The following is a 23,100-nucleotide window of genomic DNA, read 5'->3' on the forward strand; positions in this document are numbered from 1 at the left end:
CCACGGACGCCAGCTAGGACGCAGGCCACAGCAAGGGATTAACAGGCGGTGAATACTCCCACCTTGTCCACAGTCCCGCTCCACCTTTTGCGGACAATTCATCCCCGCGCGCGGGGATGAATCCGCCACAAGGCGATGAATTTCCTCAAATTATCCACATGGGCCAAGTCAGGGATATTCCAGCGAGCTGGAGAGTTCGACGGCGATGCGAAGTATCTGCGAGACGAGTACCTTGGAGGCCTCCCCCTCGATCGGACAAAGAAAATCCCCGGCTAGCGGCGCATTCACCATGGGACGCGATGGTGAATTCGCCGTTAGCCGGGGAGGAGGCTTTGCCTGCAGCTCGGGCTACAGAACGGGCAGGACCTCGAGGCCTCCGAGGTACTTCTGGAGTGCCTTCGGGACGTTGACCGAGCCATCCGCGTTCTGGTGGTGCTCCAGGATAGCCACGATCCAGCGGGTGGTGGCCAGCGTGCCGTTCAGGGTGGCGACGGCGCGCGTGCCCTTGGCCACGCCGTCCTCGTTGACCGCTCGCTCACGGATGTTCAGGCGGCGGGCCTGGAACGTGGTGCAGTTGGACGTCGACGTGAGCTCGCGGTAAGCGTTCTGGGTGGGGACCCACGCTTCACAGTCGAACTTCCGGGCCGCGGACATGCCGAGATCGCCCGCCGCCGTGTCGATCACGCGGTACGGGAGCTCCACCTTGGCCAGCATTTCCTCTTCCCACGCCAGGAGCCGCTCGTGCTCCGCGGCGGCCTCCTCAGCGGTGGTGTAGATGAACATCTCCACTTTGTTGAACTGGTGGACGCGGATGATGCCGCGGGTGTCCTTGCCGTGCGAACCGGCCTCCCGACGGTAGCAGGAGCTCTGCCCCGCGTAGCGGATGGGACCTGCGGAAAGGTCCAGGATCTCGTCCGCGTGGTAGCCCGCCAAGGGTACTTCGGAGGTTCCCACGAGGTAAAGGTCGTCTTCGGCGAGACGGTAGATCTCGGCGTCGTGCTTTACATCGAAGCCGGTGCCCTGCATGGTCTCGGGACGCACCAAAGTGGGCGTGATCATCGGGATGAAGCCGGCCTCAATGGCCTGGTCCATGGCCATCTGCAGCAGGGCCATTTCAAGCCGGGCACCGACGCCGCGGAGGAAGTAGAAGCGCGCGCCGGATACCTTGGCGCCGCGTTCCATGTCGATCGCGCCAATGAGTTCGCCGATTTCCAGGTGGTCCCTCGGTTCGAAGTCCGTGAATTCGCGCGGGGTGCCGACCGTCTTGACCACGACGAAGTCGTCCTCGCCGCCCTCCGGCACGCCGTCCACAATCAAGTTGGGAATGATGCGGAGCAGCTCTTCCTGCTTGGCCTGCGCTGCGTCGGCTTCGGCAGAGGCCGCCTTGACCGAATTGGCCAGTTCCTTGACCTCGGCCAGCAGCGCCTGCTTTTCCTCGCCCTTGGCCTGTGCCACCTTCTTGCCGAAGACGTTCTGCTCCGCGCGGAGGTTTTCGTAGCGGATCAGGGCGGCGCGGCGGTCTGCATCGGCGGAAATGATCGCGTCCACCACGGACTCGTCCGCGCCGCGGGCGCGCTGGCTTGCACGGAACTTGTCCGGGTTTTCGCTGAGGTCTTTTACGTCGATCACCAGACAAGAGTATCGAATGAGCACGCAGCTCCGCGGCCGGTGCCCGACGGCGGGCGGCACCCGCTTCCGCCGTGCACGGCCGCGCCTGCAGCGGGATAGGGTTGAAGCACCATGAGCAACTGGATCCTGTACGTGATTCTGGCTGGGGGCGTGGTCTTTGCCGTCTCCAGTTGGTGGGGCGTGCGCAGGCTCAGGGCCAGGCATACCCGCAGCGCCGTCCATGAGGATGCCCACAAGCCGGAAGCCGGCCTGCAAAAGGTGGCCGTTATCCTCAACCCGGTGAAGGCGAAAGCCGAGGAGGCCCGGAAGGTCATCCGGGAAGCCTGCCATCTTGCGGGCTGGGACGAACCCCGTTTCTTCGAGACCACCGCGGACGATCCCGGCCATTCGCAAACCAGGGCGGCACTAGCGGGTGGGCCCGACGTCGTACTGGTCGGCGGCGGCGACGGTACCGTGCGCGTCGTGGCTGAGGCCCTCGCGCACACCAACGTCGCGATGGGCTTGATTCCCTTAGGAACCGGAAACCTGCTGGCACGCAACGTAAATCTGGATGTAAACGACCTGCGGGGCAACGTACGCACGGCGCTCTTCGGCCACCAGCGCTACATCGACACCGCCCGAATGTCGATCCATAACGAGCGGACAGGCACCTCGTCCGAGCATGCGTTCCTGGTCATTGCCGGCATGGGCCTGGATGCCGAGGTCGTGGGCGATACCAACGACGGCCTCAAGAAAGCAGTCGGCTGGCTGGCCTACACCGAAGCGGGTGTCCGCCACCTGCCCGGCCGGCGCAAGAGGGTCACCATTTCCCTGGATGACGAGCCGGAGCAATCCCGGAAAATCCGAAGCGTCCTGTTCGCCAATTGCGGCCTGATTCCGGGCGGCATCGATTTCATCCCCGGTGCGATGATCGACGACGGCGTGCTGGACGTCGTGGTCATGAGCCCCCGCAGTGCCATCGGATGGCTCGCGATGTACGCAAAGGTCTTGTTCAAGCACAACCGGAACCTGCCGGTCATGAATTTCTACCGTTCGGGCAAAGTGGTCATCAGCAGCAGCGAACCGATGGCCACGCAACTCGACGGTGATCCCGCGGGCGAGGCCACAAAAGTCACCGTCGAGGTGGAACCGCGTTCCCTCCTCGTGCGCGTCCAATAACCGTTCCCCATGCACTAACCGTGCGCGCACGCCTGCGGCTATTTAGCGTTCTTCGCCGGTTCTGCCGGCTCGTTTTCGGCCAGCTTACTTTCCGCCAGTTTCTTTTCCGCCAGTTTGCTTTCCGCTAGTTTGCTTTCCGCCAGGGCCCTGGCGGCCGCGCGGGCTTCCGACTGCTCGCGAATCATGGCCTGTTCTTCCTCAAAGCGCAGCCGATCGGCCCGGTCGGCGTCGTCGCCGTCCCAGTCCTGGTTGTCCGCCTTGGGCTTGGGATTGACGATCATTCCCTGGCCGCTGGTGTCATCGCTGTTTCCTGACATGGCCCGCTCCCTCCGTTAGGGGCATGCGTCCATCATTTGTGGATCAAGCAAGCATACGCACAGTTTTATCCACGCGATAGGGGTTGAAGAGTCAATAATCCAATGCTTTGCGAAGCCGGTCCGGGCCGGTCAGACGCTCGGTTCGCCGCCCAGAATGCCCCGCACCCAGGCGTGCGCGGAGGCGAACGCGGCGTCGGAGGTATGTGGAGAAACCAAGGCTTTCTGTTGGTCCGCGCGGGCGTAGGACCCTAGGAAGCGCGTTGCGGGGCTGATCCGGTGCAGGCCCGCCAAGGCGTCGGCAACCCGCGCGTCCGACGCGTGGCCGTCGGCGTCGATACTGAAGAAATAGTGACCCAGGTACTGGCCGGTGGGCCGGGACTCGATGCGGCTCAGGTTGACCCCGCGGGTGGCAAACTGGTCCAGGATTTCCATCAGGGCGCCCGGGCGGTCTTCGGGGAGGGGCACGACGACGGTTGTCTTGTCCGCGCCGGTGCGTTCAGTCAAGGCGCCGGGCCGGCTGACCAGGACGAAGCGGGTAACCGCACCGGGGTTGTCCCCGATGTTCTCCGCAAGGATCTCCAGTCCCGGCCGTTCGGCCGCGACGAGGGGGGCGCAGATGGCCGCGTCATAGTGCACCTCGCCTTCGAGAAGCCCGACGGCGGCGGCAGCCGTGGAGGATCCCGGCACATATTCCGCATTTGGGATATTTTGGTCGACCCACAGCCTGCACTGCGCCCAGGCATGGCCATGGGTGGACACCCGCCGGATGTCCGAAATCTTCACGCCGGGCCGGGCAACCAGGACGAACGTGATGGGAACGAGGGCTTCGCGGATGATCCGCAGCTCGGTTCCGGTGGCAATGGCATCCAAGGTGGCGGTCACGCCGCCCTCCACCGAGTTCTCGATCGGCACCATGGCCGCATCCGCCTCCCCTTGGCGGACTTTCTCAAGGGCCGTGTTCACATTGGTGCAAGGGACCTTCTTGGCGTCGGCCGCGCCGGGAACCTGCAGGAGGGCCGCCTCCGTGAAGGTGCCTTCAGGACCGAGGAAGGTGTATGTGAGCACGGATCCCGACATGTATATATTCCTTATTTGTTATGTTTTTGGGGCTACAGGACGACCGGCTTGAGGCCGTTCTCGGAAACCATGGGACGGCCGGTCTCGAACCACATGTCCATGCCTCCGGCGATATTTGTGGCGGTATAACCCTGACCCACGAGCCACTGAACCGCCCGGTAGGACCGGCCGCCGGTACGGCAGATCACATACAGGTCATCGTCAGGGTCAAGTTCCTCAAGGCGTGCCGGGATCTGGTCAAGCGGAATATGCAGCGCACCTCCGGCGTGGCCCGCTACCCATTCGTAATCCTCACGGACATCCAGGATCTTCGCGTCCGCCGGAACATCGCCGACAGGCACGGTCTCGAAATCGCTCACGTGGGTCCCTCCCAGTTGATTCGGTTCTCCAATCCAGCCTACCGTTGCAGGGACCGAGAACGCTTAAAGCAACGGGAGGCGCCATGGCAGCGGACGAACCGACCATCCTGGCAACCTCCGGCGGCTATAAGTCCGGACATCGCACCAGGATGGAGTTCGACCTCCTGGTTCACCACGCCGTCGAACTGTCCGGGGTCAGCGGACGTGCGCCGCGGGTGGCGCATCTTGGCACGGCTTCCGGAGACCAGCGTTGGTTCGCCGCGGAATTGGACCAAGCCGCCCGGGTCGCAGGCTTCGATTTCAGCCACCTGAACCTTTTCACGATGCCCAATCACGGCGATCCGGAGGCCTACCTTGCCGAACAGGACGTGGTGTGGGTCAACGGCGGCTCCGTGGTCAATCTCCTGGCGGTATGGCGCGCGCACAACCTGGACAGCATCCTGCGGCGCATCTGGGAACAGGGGGTGGTGCTTGCCGGTGTGTCCGCCGGCTCGATTTGCTGGTTCCAGGGCGGCACCACGGATTCGTATGGCCCCGAATTGCGCTCCGTAACCAATGGACTGGCCTTTCTCCCCTACGCCAACGGCGTCCACTACGATTCCGAGCCGGGACGCCGCCCGCTGATCCACCGGTTGGTAGCGGAAGGCGTGCTGGGCGAAACGCACTGCACCGACGACGGCGTCGGGCTGGTTTACAGAGGGACCGAACTTGCCGACGTGGTAGCCGAGGTTAGGGGCAAGGCTGCCTACCGCGTCACCGCGGCATCCGGCGAGCTGGCCGGCAGCGTTGCCGTGGAGGAGCGCTTGGAGCCCCGCTTCCTTGGGTGACATCCACGAACTCGGCGCGGTGGGTTTGCGCCAAGCCTTGATCACCGGCCGGCTCTCCGCAACCGAGGCAGCGGAGTATTTCCTGACCAGGATCGGGCAGCTGAACGATGGGCTGGGCGCCTTCGTCACGGTGACCGCGGACCAGGCGATGGTCGATGCCCGGGCCGCGGACGCCGCCTACCTTCGTTGGCGCGGCGGAGGCCCCGGTCTTCCGCTCCTGCACGGTGTGCCGCTGGCATTCAAAGACCTCACCGATGTTGCGGGTGTAGTGACGACGCACGGCAGCGCCGCCTTGGACCGTAAGCCCGCTCCGGAGGACGGCGCGCTTGCCGCGACCCTTAAAGGCGCGGGTGCAATCTCACTGGGAAAGACCCAGGTTCCCGAATTCGGGCTCACGGCCTACAGCGAAAACCGCGTCGCACCGCCGTCGCGCAATCCACACGCATTGAGCCGCAGCTCAGGCGGTTCTTCGGGAGGCAGCGCTGCAGCGGTGGCGGCGGGGTTGGTTCCTTTCGCGCCGGGTAGCGACGGCGGTGGTTCCATACGTATTCCCGCCGCGGCATGCGGACTGCTGGGGTTGAAGCCGGGCCGCGGGCTGGTGCCGGCCGGCGAGAGCGTCGGTGACGCGGCACGGCTGGTGGTGGCCGGACCCTTGGCGCGCTCCGCCGCCGACGCGGCGCTCATGATGGACGCCCTGGTGCCCGGCGGCGTACGGCCTGAAGGGGGCTACCTCGCGGGCCTGGAGGAAGCCCCCGCCCCCTTGCGCATCGGCGCGAGCCTGGACAGCCCGTGGTCCGCCACCTTCCCCTTCACTCCGGAGCGGGAAGCCCTTGGCGCATTCGCCAGGGGCATTGACTTGCTGACCGACGCGGGCCACTCCGTCTTCGACGCCGGGATCCGCTATGACAATCGCTATCCGGAAGCCTTCACCACCGCCTGGACCGCCGGCGTCGGGAGCGCGCGGATCCCGGCGCAGCGCGAAGCCCTGCTGACCCCGCTGACCCGGACGTTCCGGCGTCGGGCGCAACAGCGCAGCGCAGCGAAGGTCAACGAGGCCGTTGCCTTCCTGCGGCAGTTCACCCACGACAGCATTGTCCAGTATGCACAGTGGGATTTGGTCCTGACGCCGTCGCTGGCCCAGACGCCAAGGCCCGTGGGCTGGTTCACGGGAGCAGCGACCGGAGGCGAGCATTGGCCGGCCCCCGACTGGCCAGGCGATGCCGACGAGGACTACCGGAAGCAATGCGAGTTTGCGCCCTGGTCCTCCATGGTGAATGTGTGCGGACTGCCGGCAATCACCGTGCCCGTCCATTGGACCGGCCCGCGGCCTGGTACGGGTCTTCCCATGGGCATCCAGCTCATCGGAAAGCCGGGATCCGAGCTGTTGCTCCTGCGGCTGGCACGCCAGCTTGAGCAGCAGCAAAAAACGGTATTGCACTCCGGAATGTAGTTGCCCGGGGCATCTATAAAATGTGACAATGCGCTCACTCGCTGTCACCATGGATTAGATGAGCACAACTCTCGAGACACGGACGCCCGCCAAAAAAGCGGGCGATTCTTCATTTTTCGGCCACCCAAAGATGCTGGCCAGCCTCTTCTCCGTAGAAATGTGGGAACGATTCTCCTTCTACGGAATGCAGGGAATCCTCCTTTACTACATGTACTTCACCGCCGACCATGGCGGACTCTCGATCGACAAATCGCTCGCCGCCGGACTGGTCGGCGCGTACGGCGGAGGTGTCTACCTCTCCACGATCCTGGGCGCCTGGTTGGCGGACCGGCTTTTCGGCTCCGAGCGGGTGCTGTTCGGTTCCGCCATCATGATTATGGCCGGGCACATCGCGCTTGCTCTCCTGCCCGGGATCCCGGGCCTGGTGGCGGGCCTCGTGCTGGTGGGTATCGGCTCCGGCGGCCTCAAGGCAAACGCAACAGCGCTGGTCGGCACCCTGTATGGGGAGAAGGACGAACGCCGTGACGCCGGCTTCTCCATCTTCTACATGGGCATCAACCTCGGTGCCCTCATTGGACCCCTTGTTACCGGCTGGCTGCAGGAAAACAACGGCTTCCACTGGGGCTTCGGCGCAGCCGCTATCGGCATGGCGATCGGCCTGGTCATCTACGCACTCGGCCGCAACAAGCTCCCGGAAGAAGCCCACCGCGTCCCCAACCCCCTCCCCTCCGCACAGCGCAGCCGCTACGGACTCGTCTTCTTCGGCATCGCCGTCGTGATCGCCGGGCTGCTGATGACCGGCGTGGTGAACCCCGGCAACTTGGCCCGCAGCATGGCTTACGCCGCGATTGTCGCCTCGATCATCTATTTCACGCTGATTTTCCGGAGCAAGAAAGTCACGCCGCTTGAGCGCAACCGTGTAGTTGCATTCATCCCGCTGTACATCGCGTCCGCAGCGTTCTGGGCACTCTTCCAGCAGCAGTTCACGTTCATCGCCGTGTACTCGGAGGAAAAACTGGACCGCAACCTCTTCGGCTGGGAAATGCCGGCGGCGTGGGTGCAGTCGATCAACCCCGTCTTCATCATCGTCTTCGCGGGCGTCATGGCTGCCCTCTGGACAAAACTCGGTCCGAAGCAGCCGGGATCCCCCATCAAGTTCGCCGCCGGACTCTTCGTGATGGGCCTGGCATTCCTGGCCTTCATCCCCTTGTCCGGCAGTGCAAAGACCCCGCTGCTTGCGCTCGTGGGAATTCTGTTCCTCTTCACCCTGGCGGAGTTGTTCCTGTCCCCCATCGGGCTGTCCGTGAGCACCAAGCTGGCCCCGCAGGCCTTCCACACCCAGATGGTGGCTTTGTTCTTCCTCTCGGTGTCCCTCGGCACCGCGCTGGCCGGCATCCTGGCCGGACTGTACAACCCGGACAACGAACTGCCGTACTTCCTGGGCGTCGGCGGCACGGCCGTAGTGATCGCCGTCGCCTTGGCAGCCGGTTCACCCGCCATCAAGAAATTGATGGGCGGCGTCCGCTAGTCATTCAACCGGGCCAAACCGCGACGGCGGCCGGTGTGTTCGGCGGGTTTCCCGCCTAGCGCACCGGCCGCCGTCGTCGTTCTAGTAGGTATAGTTGCGTCGCGCCGTGGAGGCGACAACCGCGATAAAAACCCAGAAAAGAGCCGCCAGGGCAATGCCCAGGTATCCCATCACAAGGCCCGCAATGGCCATGCCCTTGCCGGCCGGCTCCTTCTTGAGCCCCATGTGGCCCAGGATCACGGCAGCAATCTGGGGCAGGACGAAGAAGCCAAAGCCCACGAAAGCGGCGATCCCGCAGCACATGCTCGCGATGCTCAGGCCCTTGGGCTCGGGAGCCACACCGTAGTAAGCCGGCTGGCCATAGGGGCTGGCAGGCTGGCCGTATGCGGGTGGTACCTGAGGAGGTTGCCCATATGGCGATGCGGGCTGTCCGTAGGGGCTGGCAGGCTGCTGGCCGTAGGGCGCCTGAGCAGGTTGCTGGCCATAGGCCGTCTGGCCGTATTGGGCCGGACCACCCTGGGACTGGCCATATGGTTCCTGCGACTGCTGGCCGTGGGGCTGCTCTTGCGGCTGCCCGTAAGGGCCGGAAGCCGCCGGCGGGGCAAACGGCCGCTCGCCGTGCGCGTTCCCACCCTCGGGAGCGTTCTCGGGTTTAGCTGGTTGGTCAGTCATCGAAATATCCCCTCGCGAGTCTTTGTGCCCAGCCTACCGCCGGGCGATGGCGCACATAAGCTCCGCGGGTCCCGGCGCCGCAACGCCATGCCGCACTCCGGTAAACGGGCAGTGAATCTTCGTGGTTCAAGCGGAAATTCGAAGTCACAGGCACCGCAATAGCCGTTTTCTCTTCAAGCGCACCGAACGGTCTGGCATGCTGGGTCAATGGCTAGCCGTGCGGGCACTGTTGCCCTTCCCCAGGACCTTGTAGACATCACCGCTCTTCTTGACGCGTACTACGACGTGGCGCCGGATCTTAGCGATCCCGCACAACGCGTTGCCTTCGGCACCTCCGGGCATCGGGGGTCGAGCCTCAAGGCCTCGTTCAATGAAGCGCATATCCTCGCCATTACCCAGGCGATCGTGGAGTACCGCGCCGGGCAAGGCATCACCGGCCCGCTCTTCCTGGCCAAGGACACCCACGGGCTCAGCGAACCAGCACAGAATTCCGCCCTTGAGGTCCTTGCCGCCAACGGCGTCAACGTACTCGTCGACGCGCGCCACGGCTATACGCCAACCCCGGCCCTGAGCCACGCGATCCTGAAATACAACAACGAAGCCGGCCCCGGGCAGCCCCAGGCGGACGGCATCGTGGTGACGCCGAGCCACAACCCTCCGGCCGACGGCGGTTTCAAATACAATCCGCCGCACGGCGGTCCTGCGGACACCGACGCCACCGGCTGGATCGCCAACCGCGCCAACGAGCTTCTTGAAAACGGGCTGCGGGGAGTCAAACGGATTCCGTTGAACGACGCCCTGAAGGCGGACGGTACGGGCAAGTTCGACTTCCTGAGCAGCTATGTGGACGATCTCCCTTCCGTCCTGGACCTTGATGCCATCCGCTCCGCCGGCGTTCGCATCGGCGCGGACCCCATGGGCGGCGCATCCGTGGACTACTGGGGTGAAATCGGCGAGCGCCACCAGCTCGACCTCACCGTGGTCAACCCCACGGTGGACCCGCAGTGGGCTTTCATGACCCTCGACTGGGACGAGAAGATCCGCATGGACTGCTCCTCGCCGTCGGCCATGGCCTCACTCATCAAGCGCATGTCTGACAGTGCCGCGGGCAGCGCCTACGACGTCGCCACCGGAAATGACGCCGACGCCGACCGGCACGGCATTGTCACCCCCGACGGCGGGCTGATGAACCCGAACCACTATCTCGCCGTCGCGATCGATTACCTCTACCGCAACCGCACCGGTTGGAACCCCGAGTCAGTGGTGGGCAAGACCCTCGTCTCCTCCTCCATCATCGACCGGGTAGCCGCGGGACTGGGCCGCAAGCTCGTGGAAGTTCCCGTTGGCTTCAAGTGGTTCGTCCCCGGCTTGCTCTCCGGCGAGGGTGCCTTCGGTGGCGAAGAATCCGCGGGGGCCTCCTTCAACAAGCGCGACGGAAGCGTCTGGACCACCGACAAGGACGGCATCCTGTTGGCCCTCTTGGCTTCGGAGATCACGGCCGTCACCGGCCGTTCGCCGTCGCAGCTGTACAAGGGGCTCACCGACCAGTTCGGCTCGCCGGTATATGCCAGGATCGACGCCGCCGCCACGCGGGAGCAGAAAGCAGCGCTCGGCAAGCTTTCGTCGTCGGACGTGTCAGCCACCACGCTGGCCGGCGAGGAAATCACCGCCAAGCTGACTGAGGCTCCGGGCAACGGGGCGTCGATCGGCGGCCTCAAGGTGGTCACGGAGAACGCCTGGTTCGCGGCCCGCCCGTCGGGAACCGAGGACGTCTACAAGATCTACGCCGAGTCCTTCAAGGGCGCCGACCATTTGAAGCAGGTCCAGGATGAGGCCAAGGCCCTAGTGGACAGCGTGATTTCCTAGCCTTCGCCCGGCTGATTCCGCCGGGAGGCGCCACACTTTCAGGATCTGCCGGATCGTGTGGTCGCCTTCCGGCGCCATGTCCACCAAGGCGACCTGGTCGAGCACGACAGCGTCACCCGGCTTGGGGCGCTTGCCGTCGTGATGCGAAATGTGGGGGCGGTAGTTCTCCATGATGTATCGCGGAGTCGCTGCCCGCCCGCCAATGCTCTCCACCGCTTCGAACACTTCTTGATGCAGGCCTTGCAAAACGGGGTGATGTTCCACCAGGCTGACCGGGATGGACCCTTGGTGGCCGAATCCGGCGTCGGGTCCCACGGTGAGTTCCGCCCCCAAGGCGCCCATCGCGGGGGCCGTGACAAGCCCGCTGAGGCGCGCGGCGACGTCCACACCATCTGAGGTCTCGACGTCGAACCTCAACAGGGTGATGTGCAGCGGCCAGTCGCTGCGCGGAAAGACGAGCCCTTCAGCCACGGCCTCGACGAACGCCACCAGAATCAGGTTCCGCATAAGGAAATTTTGCCACCGCACTTGCCATCTGCAGCGACGCCCGGTCAGATAACGGGCCCTAAACTCCAACGCCCGGCCAGATCCCGGGCCTTAAATGCCGACGCCCGGTCAGATATCGGGCCTTAAACCCCAACGCTCGCTCACCAGGGTGAGCGAGCGTTGGGGAAAAAGCCGCCGGAAGTGAGCGAGCGTCACCTGGGGCGAAGGGGTCAGACGGTGCGGACGACGTCCTCGTAGGCGAACTTCGGCTTGGCTTCGCCGAAAGCGTCCGGACCCGGCTGGCCGATGTTGACCACGAGGAAGCTCTTCTGGTCCCCGGCCGGGAAGAATTCAGCATCGATCGCAGCGAAATCGGCACCGGTCATGGGGCCGGCTGCGAAGCCGAGCGAGCGGACAGCGAGGATGAAGTAGCCGGCCTGCAAGTGGGCGTTGTTGTTGCCCGTGGTCGCTGTGAACTCGGGGTTGGCGTCGTACATCGCCTTCGGGGCGGAATAGACCGGGAGGAACTTGTCCCACTGCTCGTGCCAGGCGGTGTCGTAGGACAGCACGGCGACCAGCGGAGCAGAGGCCGTCTTGGCCCTATTGCCCGTGGAGAGGGTCTCGACGAGCTTGGCGCGGGCCTCGTCCGAACGAACGTAGGTGACGCGCAAAGGCTGGGAGTTGAACGCCGTCGGGCCAAACTTGGTCAGTTCGTAGATGGCGCGGGCCTGTTCCTCGGTGACCTCACCGGCAAACGAGTTGGCGGTTCGGGCTTCGGCAAAGATGGCGTCGACTGCTGCGGCGTCAATCACGGCTTCTTCATGGGCGATTGTCATTCGCGTACCTTTCGCTGTGCCAGCAGCCATCGACGGCCGGGCGCTTTTGGTTTCCATAGTTGCAACTTCAACCTCCCGTCGCCTCTTCCCGTGAAGGTGCGTGACGTTCCACACAGAAGTCGGCTTGCCGTCCGGGCGGTAAGGTTGCACCCGGACAATCACAACTTTCAGGGAAGGCTCCCGTAGATGAGCATGCTCGGAACCAAATGGAAGCTGCACGGCGACGGCAAGTCGATCCGGCCCGGAACCGTAGTGGCACCCGAGGAGCGGCTGGCATGGCCGCTGACCATCGGCGTCGGCATGCAGCACGTCGTCGCGATGTTCGGAGCCACCTTCCTGGTGCCCATCATCACGGGCATGCCGCCGGCCACCACACTGCTCTTTTCCGGCCTCGGCACACTGTTGTTCCTGGTCATCACCAAGGGCCGTGTACCGAGCTACCTCGGTTCGAGTTTTGCCTTCATCGCCCCGATTCTGGCGTCGCAGCAGCAGTTCGGCGTTCCCGGTGCGCTGGGCGGCGTGGTGCTTGCCGGCGTCGTACTGGCGCTCGTCGGCGCAGTGGTGCAGAAGTTCGGCGCCGAGTGGATCAACCGGACGATGCCACCTATCGTCACGGGCGCAATCGTTGCCCTGATCGGGCTGAACCTGGCCCCGGCCGCAAAGGCGAACTTCGACAAGGCCCCGGTCACTGCCCTCGTCACGCTGGTGACGATCATCCTGGGGAGCGTCCTCTTCCGCGGCATTCTGGGGCGCCTGAGCATCCTGGTGGGCGTCGTGGTGGGCTACCTCACCGCCATGACCCGCGGCGAGGTGGACTACTCCAAGATGGACGCGGCGTCGTGGATCGGCCTGCCCCACTTCCAGACTCCGGAGTTCCACCTCGGCGTCGTGGGCTTGTTCGTGCCGGTGGTCCTGGTGCTCGTGGCCGAGAACGTGGGGCACGTGAAGTCCGTCGCCGCGATGACGGGACGCAACCTCGACGACGTCTCCGGCCGTGCGTTGATTGCCGACGGCGCCGCGACCGTCCTCGCAGGGCTCGGCGGGGGCTCCGGAACCACCACGTACGCGGAGAACATCGGAGTCATGGCAGCCACGAAGGTCTACTCGACGGCCGCCTACTGGGTTGCCGGCGCCTTCGCCATCCTCTTGAGCTTCTCGCCCAAGTTCGGCGAACTCATTGCCACAGTGCCTCCGGGTGTGCTGGGCGGAGCCGCGACGATGCTCTACGGCATGATCGGCGTCCTCGGCGTGAAGATCTGGGTGCAAAACAAGGTCAACTTCTCGAACCCGATCAACCTGACCACGGCCGCCGTCGCACTGATTATCGGGATCGCGGATTACACGTGGACCATCGGTGAACTAAAGTTCACGGGCATCGCGCTGGGTTCGGCCGCTGCCTTGGTGGTTTACCACGGCATGAAGGGCCTGGCCCGCTGGCGCGGGACGGTTGCCGAGCCGGAGATGGAAACCGCCGGACCCCCTCCGGCCGCGAAGGCTGCGATGAACGCGGCGGCAAAGAGGGCGGGCAAGAAGAAGCCCTGAGCATGCCCCCTCCTGGGTTTAAGGAACGGACATATTGCTGTTATGTCCGTTCCTCGTAGCCAAGGCAGAGCATGCTCTCCCTTCCACCGGCACGGCAGCCATCCGCGGCCACAGAGCATGCCCCCTCTGTGCAGTCAGGACTGGACATATTCGCACTATGCCCACTCCTCGCATCCAACGGGGGGCATGTCCCCGGGAGCAGTGGAGCTTAGGCCCCTTCCAGCACCTGGCTCGTCGCCCACGCGAGGTACTTGGCGGCGTTCGCCACGGCGTCGGCGGCGTCAGGTACGCCATCCCGGCGTTGCGCGACGTCGAGGAGCTGGGCAGCGGCCACCACCCCGTGCCCGGCTAGTTCCTCCGGTGTCACCAGGATCCTGCCGGCCACGACGATCACCGGAATGCCTTGACTTTGCGCCGAATCCGCGAGGGCGATGGGCGCCTTGCCGGTCAGCGACTGTGAGTCCATGGACCCTTCGCCGGTGATCACCAGGTCCGCGCCGCCGAGCTGCTCGGGAAGCCCGGTGAGTCCCGCCACGAGGGCAAATCCGCCTTCCAGTGTCGCCTGGGTGAAAGCCAGGAACGACGCCGGGAAGCCTCCGGCCGCGCCGGCGCCGGGAACGTCGACATCGTTACCCGTCGCTTCCCGAAGGAGCGACGCCCAGTTCCGCAGGCCGGCGTCGAGCAGTTCAACCGCTTCCTCGTCCGCTCCCTTTTGCGGGCCGAAAACATGCGCGGCGCCGTCGTTGCCAAAAAGCGGGTTCCTGACATCGACGGCGATCCGGAACCTTACTGCGGTCAGCCGCGGATCGAGCCCGGAGACATCGAGGGACACGACGTCGGCGAGCGAGCCCCCGCCGAGCGGAACCACGTTCCCGGCCGCGTCCAAGGGCTTGAGCCCCAGCGCACGCAGCGCACCGCTGCCGCCGTCGGACATCGCAGAACCGCCCACGCCGAGCACAATCTCGGTGGCCCCGGCGTCAAGTGCCGCGGCGATGAGCTGGCCGCAACCGTAGCTGTGGGCGCGCAGGGCGTTTTCCGGAGTCGGCTCCATGTGTGCCAGTCCGGAAGCTTGCGCGGTTTCGATCACCGCAGTGGCTCCGCCGAAGGAATTTTCGCGGATGGCCCAGGCCGCGCCAACCGGCTTAAGAATCGGTCCGACGACGGCATTGATCCGCTCTTCGTAGCCTGCTGCGACGGCCGCTTCCAGTGTTCCTTCGCCACCGTCGGCGATCGGAAATTGCGTCACCACGGCGTCCGGATAGACGCGCAAGGCCCCTTCGGCCATCGCAGAGGCTGCTTCTGCAGCGGTGAGGGAACCTTTGAATTTGTCCGGGGCGATCAGGATGCGCATGCTCCCATCCTGCCAGCGGAGCAAAGCTTTTCGCAGATTCGGTCGCGGGATGTCAGGAACGCACCGACAACGACGCCGAGCGCGACTTCCTGGCGGCCCGTGTCCGGGCGCTCACCACCACTGCCCCCGGCTCTGCAGCACCGACTTCAGACGATCCGCACGGTCGCTGACCAGGCCGTCCACGCCCATGTCCAGCAACCTGGCCATCTCGGCCGGATCGTTGACTGTCCAGACGTGAACTTGCAGCCCAAGCCCGTGAGCGCGCCGCAGGAAACCGGGCGTCACTACGGTCAGGGGGCCGTAGCGGACCGGCACTTGGAGGGCATCGACGTCGTGCAGGATCTTGCGCAGCCAGCGCTGCGGGAGTAGCGGTCCAAGGAGCGTGAAGGCGGCGTTGCAGGCGATGCCTGCCGAGGAAGGCGCGGGGCGGCCGAGCAGGCGCAGGACGGCGCGTCGACGTCGGTCGGAGAAGCTCGCGATCAGTACGCGGTCATGGGCGTCGAGTTGTTCAATGACCCGGGCGAGCGGTTTGACGGTATGCCAATCCTTGACATCGATGTTGAGCCGCGCCTCGGGGAATTCCGTCAGGACGTCCGCCAGGCGGGGAATTGCTTCGCGGCCGCCGATCCGGGCCTTGGCGACCTCGGCAGCGCTGAGGCTCGAGATGCGGCCGTGGGCATCCGTGACGCGGTCGAGGGTGTCGTCGTGGAAAAGGAGCACCACGCCGTCGGCCGTGGTGCGGGCATCGGTCTCAAGGTGGGTGAAGCCGAGCTCAAGCGCCGCGCTGAATGCCGAGGCTGAGTTTTCAAGCCCACCCGGCGAAAACCCACGGTGCGCGAAGGCCAGTGGAGCGGGTAGTCCGTCCGGTCGGCTGAAGAAGGGCAAATGCGGGCTCACACGGGTAGCGTACCGTCCGCGGCGCCTCAGGAGTCCTGCGGGACGATCTCTACGCCGTCGCCGCAGTGCACCAGCGTGCGGCCGCGGCCGCCGTCGAGGTTTACCCAGACCACGCTGTGGTCGTGCGACACGGCATCCACTTGGCCGGGGTTTTCAAAACCCGGCGCAAGTTTGACGCTCACGCGGTCTCCGCGGCGCAACTGCTTCCAATGCTCTTCCGGCACTGCGCGGCGGACGGGGGCGTCGGGCCACCCTGTCGTCTTCCTCTTGGCCATCATGTCCCCTGTGATCGGCAACTAATTTCGGCACGAGCTTATGGGGAGTAGTTGAACGGCAGTTGGACTGGAGCTGTGTAATGGGTGTGCGCAAGAGGGCGGTTCCTCGACCCGCGGTGCCCTAGCGGTGAGGCACGGACGCAAGCTTTGCCTCGAGGATCTGGGCCACGCCGTCGTCGTCGAAATGGGGTGCTTGCTGGCCCGCGGCGCTGATCGCCTCAGGGTGGCCGCTGGCCATGGCGTAGCCGTCGCCCGCCCAGCGCAGCATTTCGACGTCGTTGGGCATGTCACCGAAGGCCACCACGTCGGCAGCCTCGATGCCAAGGGATGCCGCATATTGGGCGAGCGTGACGGCTTTGTTGATGCCGGGGGGCGACATTTCCAGGAGTGCGGTCCGCGGCGCCGAGTGGGTGGTTTCCACGAGGTGCGCGACGGCGGGCTGGACCTTGGCGAGAAAATCATCCGGAGTGCCGCTGCGCGTCACGGCTAGGAACTTCACGACGGCGTCGTCCGCGGTCAGCGTTTCGTCCAGCCAGGCGGGGGTGAACTCGGCGAGGAGCTCGCTGGTCTGGTTCTCGATGAACCCGGGCTCGAGATGGAATCCCGTGAGTGTTTCGACCGCGAACAAGGCGTCGGGCCGGAGCTGCTTGATGATCCCGCGGGCCTCGAGCACGGACTCGATGCTCAAGGTATTGGCCGAAATCAGCTTGTCAGCTTCAAGGTCCCACACCACGGCCCCGTTGGAGCAGATGACGATCCCGCTGTGGCCGATCTGCTCGCGAAGCGGATAGAGCCAGCGCGGCGGCCGCCCGGTTACAAACACCACCTCGATGCCCGCAACGCGGCAGGCGTGGAATGCGCGGATGGTGCGGCTGCTGATCTTGCCATCATGCCCAAGGATGGTACCGTCAATGTCACTTGCTACGAGCCGCATCATGTCAGTCTACGTGGGGGCCGCCGTCGGCCTGGCCCCCAAGCTAGGACCGCTCGAACCGGCCCGTGATGACGGCCCGGCCCAGCGTGTGGCTAGCCAGCTTGCGGACGAGCGCTTCAGTGGAGGCACCGGCGTCGAGGCCCAGTTCTTCGACGTCGACTGCGTGCACGGCCACGATGTAGCGGTGCGGACCATGCCCGGGCGGAGGCGCCGCACCGAGGTAGCCGGGGAACCCGGCGTCGTTCTTGAGTTGAACCGCTCCGGCCGGCAAGTGCGCGCCGCCCGGAACGCCCGCACCGGCAGGCAACGAATCCGTACTGGCCGGGATATTGACCACGGCCCAGTGCCAGAAGCCGCCAACCCTGGGTGCATCGGGGTCGAAGACGGTGACGACGTAACCCTTGGTGCCCTCGGGGGCTCCGCTCCAGCTCAACTGCGGGGATTCGTCCTTGCCGCCGCTCACACCGAGGCGCTTGCTGGTCTGGGCAGGACTGAGTGCATCGCCGTCCTTCAGCGAGCCGCTGGAGACATCGAAGGACGGGACGTGCGGGAGATCGGTGTAGCTCATGGCTGCCCCTCGACGCTTGCCCCGGCCTCCGGGACGCCCAGCGCGTTGAGCTCCGCCCTCGTCGGCGGATTCGCACCCGGCCGGGAAACCGTTATTGCCGCTGCCCGCGCCGCATGGTGGAGGAGGCCTTCGAGCACTTCAGCGGGCATGGCGTGCAATTCGTCCCTGTTCTGGGCCCCTGCCAGTCCGCGGTCGACGATCCCGGAGAGGAGCGCGGCCATGAAGGAATCGCCGGCACCCACGGTATCCGCCACCTCCACATCGGGGGCGTCAACCTGGACAGCGCCCGCCGCGGTGACACCCCAGGGGCCGTCCGCACCCCGCGTGACCACCACGACGGCGGGTCCCCCGCTGCCGCCCAAGCGCAACCAGCCCCGGGCCGATTCCAGGACGTCGGCGCCGGGATAGAGCCACTCAAGGTCCTCGTCGGAGGCCTTGACCACGTCGGCAAGCGCGACGAATCTCTCCACCTGGGCCCGTGCAAATTCCCGATCCTGGATGATGCTGGGCCGGCAGTTTGGATCGAAGCTGACGGTCACGTTCGGATGGGCATGCTCGACGGCGGCAAGGACTTCCGCGGCCCCGGGCTCCAACATGGTGGCAATCGAGCCCGTATGCAGGAGTGATGTCCCCTGAAGCATGAAAGGCAGGCGCGCCGAGAGGCCGGGAAGCTCCCAGGCGAGGTCGAAGGTGTAGCTGGCCGCGCCGTCGTCATCGATCAGGGCGGTGGCCACGCTGGTGGGATTCTCGTCCGGCGGCAGCGGCACCATGACGGAACTGGAGCGCAGGTGGGCTGCGATCGAGTCGCCGTACGCATCCTCGCCGAAACGGCCGATGAACTGGACCGGGTGGCCGAGCCTGGCCAAGCCAACGGCGACGTTGAGCGGGCTTCCGCCCACGTGGGCTTCAATTCCCGACGATCGCTGAACCACATCGACCAGCGCTTCACCTATGACTGTCAGCATGGGACAACTCTGCCACGCGGATGTGGTGTACGTCTCCCGATGACTGCCGGTGACTTTGCCGGCGAACCGTCACGCGAGCAGCCGCTGCACCAACTCCCGGCACTTCTTGTACGCAACGGCACGGGGATCGATCAGGTCGAAATGATCGCCGGGCACCTTGAGGAACTGCGCTGCGCCCCCGGAAGCGGTGGCCGCGGCAACATAAGCCTCGGACTGGCTGCACGGGACATCCTCGTCCGACGCGGCATGGACGGCGAAGACCGGAACGGGGATGGGCAGCGACCTCATGGGGTCCGCATAGATGTGCCTCTTGGGGTATCTCACCGAGTCGCCACCCATGAGGTTGTCCACAGCGCCGTTGCTCAGGTTGAGCCGCTCGGCGTCGGCCAGGTTCAGCAGGCCGGATTGGCTCACGACGCCGGTCAGCCGCACTGCCGCGCCGTTCTCATGCCGATGGAGCTGCCGGTCGGCGTCCGGGGCGCCGATCTTGGACAGCTTGTCGCGCCCCGCCGCCCAGACGGCGAGGTGCCCGCCCGCGGAGTGTCCCAGCGCCACCACTTTGTTCAGGTTGAGTTCATGTTTGCCGGCGATCTCGCCCAAGTGGTCTATGCCGTCGAGGACATCTTCGAACGTATGCGGCCAGCCGCCCCCGTTTCCGGCCCTGCGGTACTCAAGGTTCCAAGCCGCAATTCCGTGCGCGGCGAGGTCCCGGGCGATTGGCTCACCGAGTTCCGCGCCGTACTGGGAGCGCCAGTAGCCTCCGTGGATCACCACCACCACTCCATCGGATCTGCTGCGGTGTGGCTGCAGCGTGTCTGGTACGAATAGTTCGCCCCATTGGCTGGAGTGCTGGCCGTAGTAGTACTTGTGCCGCTTCATCGTGTCCTCCTTTGTGCCGAGCCTATCGCGGAGCGGCGCCGCTGGGCGGGAGCACGCGACGAGTCAGAGTCCGGAGTGGTCCAACGTCAAGCGCGGACGTGTCACGGCGGCCCGCTGGCTAGGAGGTAAGAGGGGGCCGATTACTGGTCTGCTTCAGCGAGTTGCAGGACCGGCTGGGTCCTGCAACTGCAGCTTGGGTTGTGATGTGCGCCGGTGGCGTCGCCGAGCCTCCGGATCATTCCGGCTGCTTTCGTGGCTGTGGGGCGTTTGAGGGGGTCCGGATTCGTCATTTCGAGCAGCGTCGTGGCCCAGCGCCTGGAGACTATGTCGGGAACACGGGGCTCACGGAGGGTCCTGGCGACCATGGTTTCCAGCGGCGTTCCCGGGTAGGTCTTGGTGCCAGTGAGGCATTCAAGAGCGACCAGCCCGGTCGCGTAGACGTCACTCGCCGCGGTGGGTGGATATCCACGGGCCTCTTCGGGACTCAGGTAGTGGGGTGTGCCGGCAGAAGTGCCCAGCGCCTGGCGTCGCCCGCTGGTTGCGATTCCGAAATCGGATAGCTTCGCCGGGGCGGCCGCATCGTTGCCTGGCGCAGCGCCGATGAGAATGTTTCCGGGCTTGACATCGTTGTGGATGATTCGCCTGCGGTGGACATAGGCAAGCCCGTCAAGGATATCGGCCACCCACCTGGCGGTCGTTCGGGGGCAGGACGGGCCCTTCTTGATGATGGACCGCAGGTCTCCGCCCGCCATCAGCTCCATCACCAGATAGTCACGTCCCTCCCCACTGCTCCCGGCGAGCCAATGACGTCCCTGCCCAGTGACGCGGACTATGTTCCGGTGACGCAGCCGGCTATGGAATTCGATCTCCCGCAGGAAAGGTTCCCCACTACCGGATCCGGCGGACCGAAAGATCTTTAACACCACAGAAGAGGCGGTAAAGGTATCAAAGGCCTCCAGGACGTCGGCTTCCGCTCCTCCGCCCAATGACCGACCGAGCCGGTAACGCCCGTCCCACAGGGAGATCCGCGGAGAAAGGACCGAGGTTACTGCCGGCGGATATAAGGGTCTCTGGTGTGCGGACGCCAGGATGCTCACGGCAGCAGGGTCTCGATCTCGGAACCGTTCAACCCCGACGCGAGCGCGAGTTCCCCGCGCTCCACCCCCGAACCAAGGGCCTGGTGCACGGCGTGGTCCAGTGCCGAACGCGCTGCCTCCAACTGCAGCTGCAGTGTCTGGACCCTGGCTGATGCCGTCAACACCGCACCCAAAAGGTCACCGATCTCGGCAAAAACCCGCAACCCGCACCCGCAAGTCCACTCCGGCCATTCCGGTTCCACCGATATCCAGGTCTGTGGCGGCGTTCCACCTGCAAGGCAAAGCGCCATGGCACTCCCACAATGGGACGGCCTGTCGATCCCCGGCGTTCCGGCACCGTGCCCATGACCGCCCACCAGCGCAACAGCCTGATCGTTTGTGGCCGACTGAGGGACGGCATTCGATGAGCGCAGGTCGCCGCTTCCGGGGCTTTCCAATACCGCCGTCATAAGAATCTCCCTGGATAGTACAAGCAGCAAGTAGCTTGATGAACTATTTATAAGGGACCTTACTAAGATTGTCCAGCCGCCGCCGGGGCGTTATTCGTCGATGGTGTCGACGGCACTTTGCATGCGCCGCAGAAAGTCGATGATGACCTTGGTCTCCCCGGCGTCAAAGGACCGCGCAACGTCAATCATCCGGGAGTGCATTCCACCGAGCGTGCTGCGCACCTCGTGGTCGGATCCTGGGGTCGGGCGGAGGATCAGGGCCCGGCGGTCACTGGGATGCGGCTCGCGCCGGACATTACCGGACGCCACCAGGCGGTCTATCAGTGCCGTCATGGACGCGGACGTGACTCCCAGCCAGGTGGCCAGCTCCTTCGGGCTCACCGAGCGCCCTTGGTGTTCGGCTTCGAGCAAGTACCGAAGCGCCAGCAGGTCGGTCTCTCCCATCCCCATTGAGGTGCGGGTCCTTCGCCGCATCGCAGCTTCCGAGGACCGGTAATCCCGGAGGGCATTCAGCAGGTCAATCGGCCCCGGATCGCCCCCATCAGACCCATACCAATAACCACCGCGAACCTTCCGCGCATCCATCCCCACGTCATTCCCTCTAAGCAGATAGCTCGATCGTCTAACTAATTCATCGTACGACACGACTTCGCGGTTCGCTGTTGCAATCCCAGCGATCCCATATTCATCTAACCCGGGCCGCACCTTGAGCACCGCCACCGGGCATATATGGGGGTGTCCCAAATGGTTTTCTTGAGGTTTGGTATTTTGCGATCCGCTTAGGTCTACTAAGGTACTAAGCATGCTTATGGATTCTAGGTACGTTGTTCCTGCGGCTGGGGAATAAGGAGAAGGTCCCATGGGTATTGCGTACGAGCGGACGCACCGGCACGGGTGGTGGTGGAAGACATTGCTGTCAGGCTTCGGTCTTTGGGTTGCCACGATCGTTGTTACCGTGGGCACACTCAACAGCAACCTCATCCCGACGCTGATTCTCTTGGGCAGCTTTCTGGTGCCGTTCAGTGTGGTCCTTTTCGTCGTGGAGCGCCTCACCGGGACACTGGCACCCGTGCAGGTTTTCCTGGCGTTCTTCGTCGGTGGAGTCTTCGGCGTGCTCGGAGCCTCTGTGCTCGAGAGCGACCTGCACGCCTCCGCATGGATCTATTTCCGGGTGGGATTGATCGAGGAATTCGTCAAGACCCTCATCGTGGTTGTCATGGGCAGGCAGGTGAGACCAAAAACTGCCTCCCAGGGGGCTTTATTGGGGGCCTGTGTCGGGTCTGGTTTTGCGGCATTCGAGTCCGCCGGATATGCCTTCAACGCGGCGCTGACCACCAACGGCATCGACCTGGGGTCGCTGCTGCAGACCGAAGTGATGCGCTCGGTCCTGACCCCGGTCGGACACGTCCTGTGGACCTCCCTGCTGGGCGCAGTTATTTTCGGTGCTGCCGACCAGCAGTCAGCGAGGTACCGGTTCACCAAAGGTGTGCTCGCATCGTTTCTCGCCGTTGCTGTCCTTCATGGGCTGTGGGACTCCATGGGCGGCATAGCCGCGGTCTTGGCGGTAATTTTCACGGGCAACGCCGTCCCGGTCCTCGAATACGGCTTCCTCCGACCCGGCACAGACGCCGCCGTCGCCTCCCTGTCCTCCACCTTCTATGTAGGCGGACTCATCATCGTCTCTGTCCTGGGACTGGCCGGTCTGCGGCTCGCACTCCGCCACCATCAGTCCCGGTTCCGTACGCGGCCCTCCGGGACCGACATAGCCTGATTGGGGTTCCGCTTTGATTGAAGAAGAAGACGAAGGCGGCACTGCACAAGTCCGGAAAAAACCCGTGACTTGCGACTGACACATCCAAGACCTCCCCGAACGGCCCGCCATTCGAACCCAGGAGATGATGATGGAACCTGCAGGCGCAACCGGGCAAGACGGCGCCG

The 23,100-nt window shown here is 64.8% G+C and carries 24 protein-coding genes; 7 read left to right on the plus strand and 17 right to left on the minus strand.

What is annotated here, in order from left to right; translation table 11 throughout:
• Positions 1–348 precede the first annotated feature (348 nt).
• Positions 349–1,629 carry a serine--tRNA ligase gene (gene serS / locus L0B83_RS16605; RefSeq protein ID WP_234759662.1) on the minus strand — a complete coding sequence of 427 codons (1,281 nt, stop codon included), beginning with the start codon at positions 1,627–1,629 and terminating at the stop codon, positions 349–351.
• Positions 1,630–1,740: 111 nt separating this feature from the next.
• Between serS and L0B83_RS16610 the strand changes: the two genes are divergently transcribed.
• Entirely contained in the window at positions 1,741–2,787 is a 1,047-nt protein-coding gene (locus tag L0B83_RS16610; protein ID WP_234759663.1) for a diacylglycerol/lipid kinase family protein, read from the plus strand.
• A 38-nt stretch (positions 2,788–2,825) separates the two neighbouring features.
• Here the strand turns inward: L0B83_RS16610 and L0B83_RS16615 are convergent, their stop codons facing one another.
• From L0B83_RS16615 to L0B83_RS16625, 3 genes are all read right to left on the minus strand, one after another.
• A complete protein-coding gene (locus L0B83_RS16615) occupies positions 2,826–3,104 on the minus strand; it encodes a hypothetical protein (RefSeq protein WP_234759664.1) in 279 nt (92 codons plus the stop codon).
• A 129-nt stretch (positions 3,105–3,233) separates the two neighbouring features.
• Positions 3,234–4,181, minus strand: coding sequence for a prephenate dehydratase (pheA, locus tag L0B83_RS16620; protein WP_234759665.1), 948 nt, complete (start codon positions 4,179–4,181; stop codon positions 3,234–3,236).
• Between the two features lie 32 nt (positions 4,182–4,213).
• Positions 4,214–4,540 (minus strand): rhodanese-like domain-containing protein, encoded by a 327-nt coding sequence (locus L0B83_RS16625; RefSeq protein WP_234759666.1) that lies wholly within the window; start codon positions 4,538–4,540, stop codon positions 4,214–4,216.
• 83 nt (positions 4,541–4,623) lie between these two features.
• Here L0B83_RS16625 and L0B83_RS16630 point away from each other — a divergent pair, with 83 nt between their 5' ends.
• Genes L0B83_RS16630 through L0B83_RS16640 form a run of 3 tightly spaced genes read left to right on the plus strand, consistent with a single transcriptional unit; the run spans position 4,624 to position 8,345 of the window.
• Positions 4,624–5,367 carry a Type 1 glutamine amidotransferase-like domain-containing protein gene (locus L0B83_RS16630; protein ID WP_234759667.1) on the plus strand — a complete coding sequence of 248 codons (744 nt, stop codon included), beginning with the start codon at positions 4,624–4,626 and terminating at the stop codon, positions 5,365–5,367.
• A complete protein-coding gene (locus L0B83_RS16635; RefSeq protein ID WP_234759668.1) occupies positions 5,360–6,817 on the plus strand; it encodes an amidase in 1,458 nt (485 codons plus the stop codon). Before L0B83_RS16630 ends, L0B83_RS16635 begins: the two co-directional genes overlap by 8 nt.
• A 58-nt stretch (positions 6,818–6,875) precedes the next feature.
• A complete protein-coding gene (locus L0B83_RS16640) occupies positions 6,876–8,345 on the plus strand; it encodes a peptide MFS transporter (protein WP_268821034.1) in 1,470 nt (489 codons plus the stop codon).
• A gap of 81 nt (positions 8,346–8,426) precedes the next feature.
• Here the strand turns inward: L0B83_RS16640 and L0B83_RS16645 are convergent, their stop codons facing one another.
• Complete coding sequence (locus tag L0B83_RS16645) at positions 8,427–9,017, minus strand: DUF4190 domain-containing protein (protein ID WP_234759669.1); 591 nt, start codon at positions 9,015–9,017, stop codon at positions 8,427–8,429.
• A 207-nt stretch (positions 9,018–9,224) separates the two neighbouring features.
• Here L0B83_RS16645 and pgm point away from each other — a divergent pair, with 207 nt between their 5' ends.
• Positions 9,225–10,883 carry a phosphoglucomutase (alpha-D-glucose-1,6-bisphosphate-dependent) gene (pgm, locus tag L0B83_RS16650; protein ID WP_234759670.1) on the plus strand — a complete coding sequence of 553 codons (1,659 nt, stop codon included), beginning with the start codon at positions 9,225–9,227 and terminating at the stop codon, positions 10,881–10,883.
• Here the strand turns inward: pgm and L0B83_RS16655 are convergent.
• Together L0B83_RS16655 and L0B83_RS16660 are read right to left on the minus strand one after the other, a co-directional pair.
• Positions 10,860–11,390, minus strand: coding sequence for a 2'-5' RNA ligase family protein (locus L0B83_RS16655; RefSeq protein ID WP_234759671.1), 531 nt, complete (start codon positions 11,388–11,390; stop codon positions 10,860–10,862). The two genes, pgm and L0B83_RS16655, sit on opposite strands and share 24 nt — an antisense overlap.
• Before the next feature lie 209 nt (positions 11,391–11,599).
• Positions 11,600–12,205: a malonic semialdehyde reductase gene (locus tag L0B83_RS16660; RefSeq protein ID WP_234759672.1), complete on the minus strand. Its 606-nt coding sequence runs from the start codon at positions 12,203–12,205 to the stop codon at positions 11,600–11,602.
• A 186-nt stretch (positions 12,206–12,391) separates the two neighbouring features.
• Between L0B83_RS16660 and L0B83_RS16665 the strand changes: the two genes are divergently transcribed.
• Entirely contained in the window at positions 12,392–13,747 is a 1,356-nt protein-coding gene (locus L0B83_RS16665; RefSeq protein ID WP_234759673.1) for a uracil-xanthine permease family protein, read from the plus strand.
• Positions 13,748–13,955: 208 nt separating this feature from the next.
• Here L0B83_RS16665 and L0B83_RS16670 read toward each other — a convergent pair whose 3' ends face one another.
• The 10 genes from L0B83_RS16670 to L0B83_RS16715 all read right to left on the minus strand — a co-directional run bounded on the left by L0B83_RS16670 (position 13,956) and on the right by L0B83_RS16715 (position 21,747).
• Positions 13,956–15,098 (minus strand): glycerate kinase, encoded by a 1,143-nt coding sequence (locus tag L0B83_RS16670; protein WP_234759674.1) that lies wholly within the window; start codon positions 15,096–15,098, stop codon positions 13,956–13,958.
• Between the two features lie 111 nt (positions 15,099–15,209).
• Positions 15,210–15,995, minus strand: coding sequence for a glycerophosphodiester phosphodiesterase family protein (locus L0B83_RS16675; protein ID WP_234759675.1), 786 nt, complete (start codon positions 15,993–15,995; stop codon positions 15,210–15,212).
• Positions 15,996–16,021: 26 nt separating this feature from the next.
• A complete protein-coding gene (locus L0B83_RS16680; protein ID WP_372461209.1) occupies positions 16,022–16,273 on the minus strand; it encodes a hypothetical protein in 252 nt (83 codons plus the stop codon).
• Positions 16,274–16,391: 118 nt separating this feature from the next.
• The gene (locus L0B83_RS16685) at positions 16,392–17,204 is read right to left on the minus strand and encodes an HAD family hydrolase (protein ID WP_234759676.1); all 813 of its coding nucleotides are present in this window, start codon (positions 17,202–17,204) and stop codon (positions 16,392–16,394) included.
• Between the two features lie 43 nt (positions 17,205–17,247).
• Positions 17,248–17,772 (minus strand): YbhB/YbcL family Raf kinase inhibitor-like protein, encoded by a 525-nt coding sequence (locus L0B83_RS16690; RefSeq protein WP_234759677.1) that lies wholly within the window; start codon positions 17,770–17,772, stop codon positions 17,248–17,250.
• Positions 17,769–18,737, minus strand: coding sequence for a carbohydrate kinase family protein (locus L0B83_RS16695; protein ID WP_234759678.1), 969 nt, complete (start codon positions 18,735–18,737; stop codon positions 17,769–17,771). Before L0B83_RS16695 ends, L0B83_RS16690 begins: the two co-directional genes overlap by 4 nt.
• 69 nt (positions 18,738–18,806) lie before the next feature.
• A complete protein-coding gene (locus L0B83_RS16700; protein ID WP_234759679.1) occupies positions 18,807–19,616 on the minus strand; it encodes an alpha/beta hydrolase in 810 nt (269 codons plus the stop codon).
• Positions 19,617–19,756: 140 nt separating this feature from the next.
• On the minus strand, positions 19,757–20,713 hold the full coding sequence (locus tag L0B83_RS16705; protein ID WP_234759680.1) for a serine/threonine-protein kinase: 957 nt from the start codon (positions 20,711–20,713) through the stop codon (positions 19,757–19,759).
• Entirely contained in the window at positions 20,710–20,916 is a 207-nt protein-coding gene (locus L0B83_RS16710; RefSeq protein WP_234759681.1) for a hypothetical protein, read from the minus strand. The genes L0B83_RS16705 and L0B83_RS16710 overlap by 4 nt, the downstream gene beginning before the upstream one ends.
• 336 nt (positions 20,917–21,252) lie before the next feature.
• Positions 21,253–21,747 carry a MarR family winged helix-turn-helix transcriptional regulator gene (locus L0B83_RS16715; protein WP_234759688.1) on the minus strand — a complete coding sequence of 165 codons (495 nt, stop codon included), beginning with the start codon at positions 21,745–21,747 and terminating at the stop codon, positions 21,253–21,255.
• Between the two features lie 274 nt (positions 21,748–22,021).
• Between L0B83_RS16715 and L0B83_RS16720 the strand changes: the two genes are divergently transcribed.
• Positions 22,022–22,933 (plus strand): PrsW family intramembrane metalloprotease, encoded by a 912-nt coding sequence (locus L0B83_RS16720; RefSeq protein ID WP_234759682.1) that lies wholly within the window; start codon positions 22,022–22,024, stop codon positions 22,931–22,933.
• Positions 22,934–23,100 lie beyond the last annotated feature (167 nt).

The sequence above is a fragment of the Arthrobacter alkaliphilus genome (assembly GCF_021483235.1).
Taxonomy (GTDB): Bacteria; Actinomycetota; Actinomycetes; order Actinomycetales; family Micrococcaceae; genus Arthrobacter; species Arthrobacter alkaliphilus.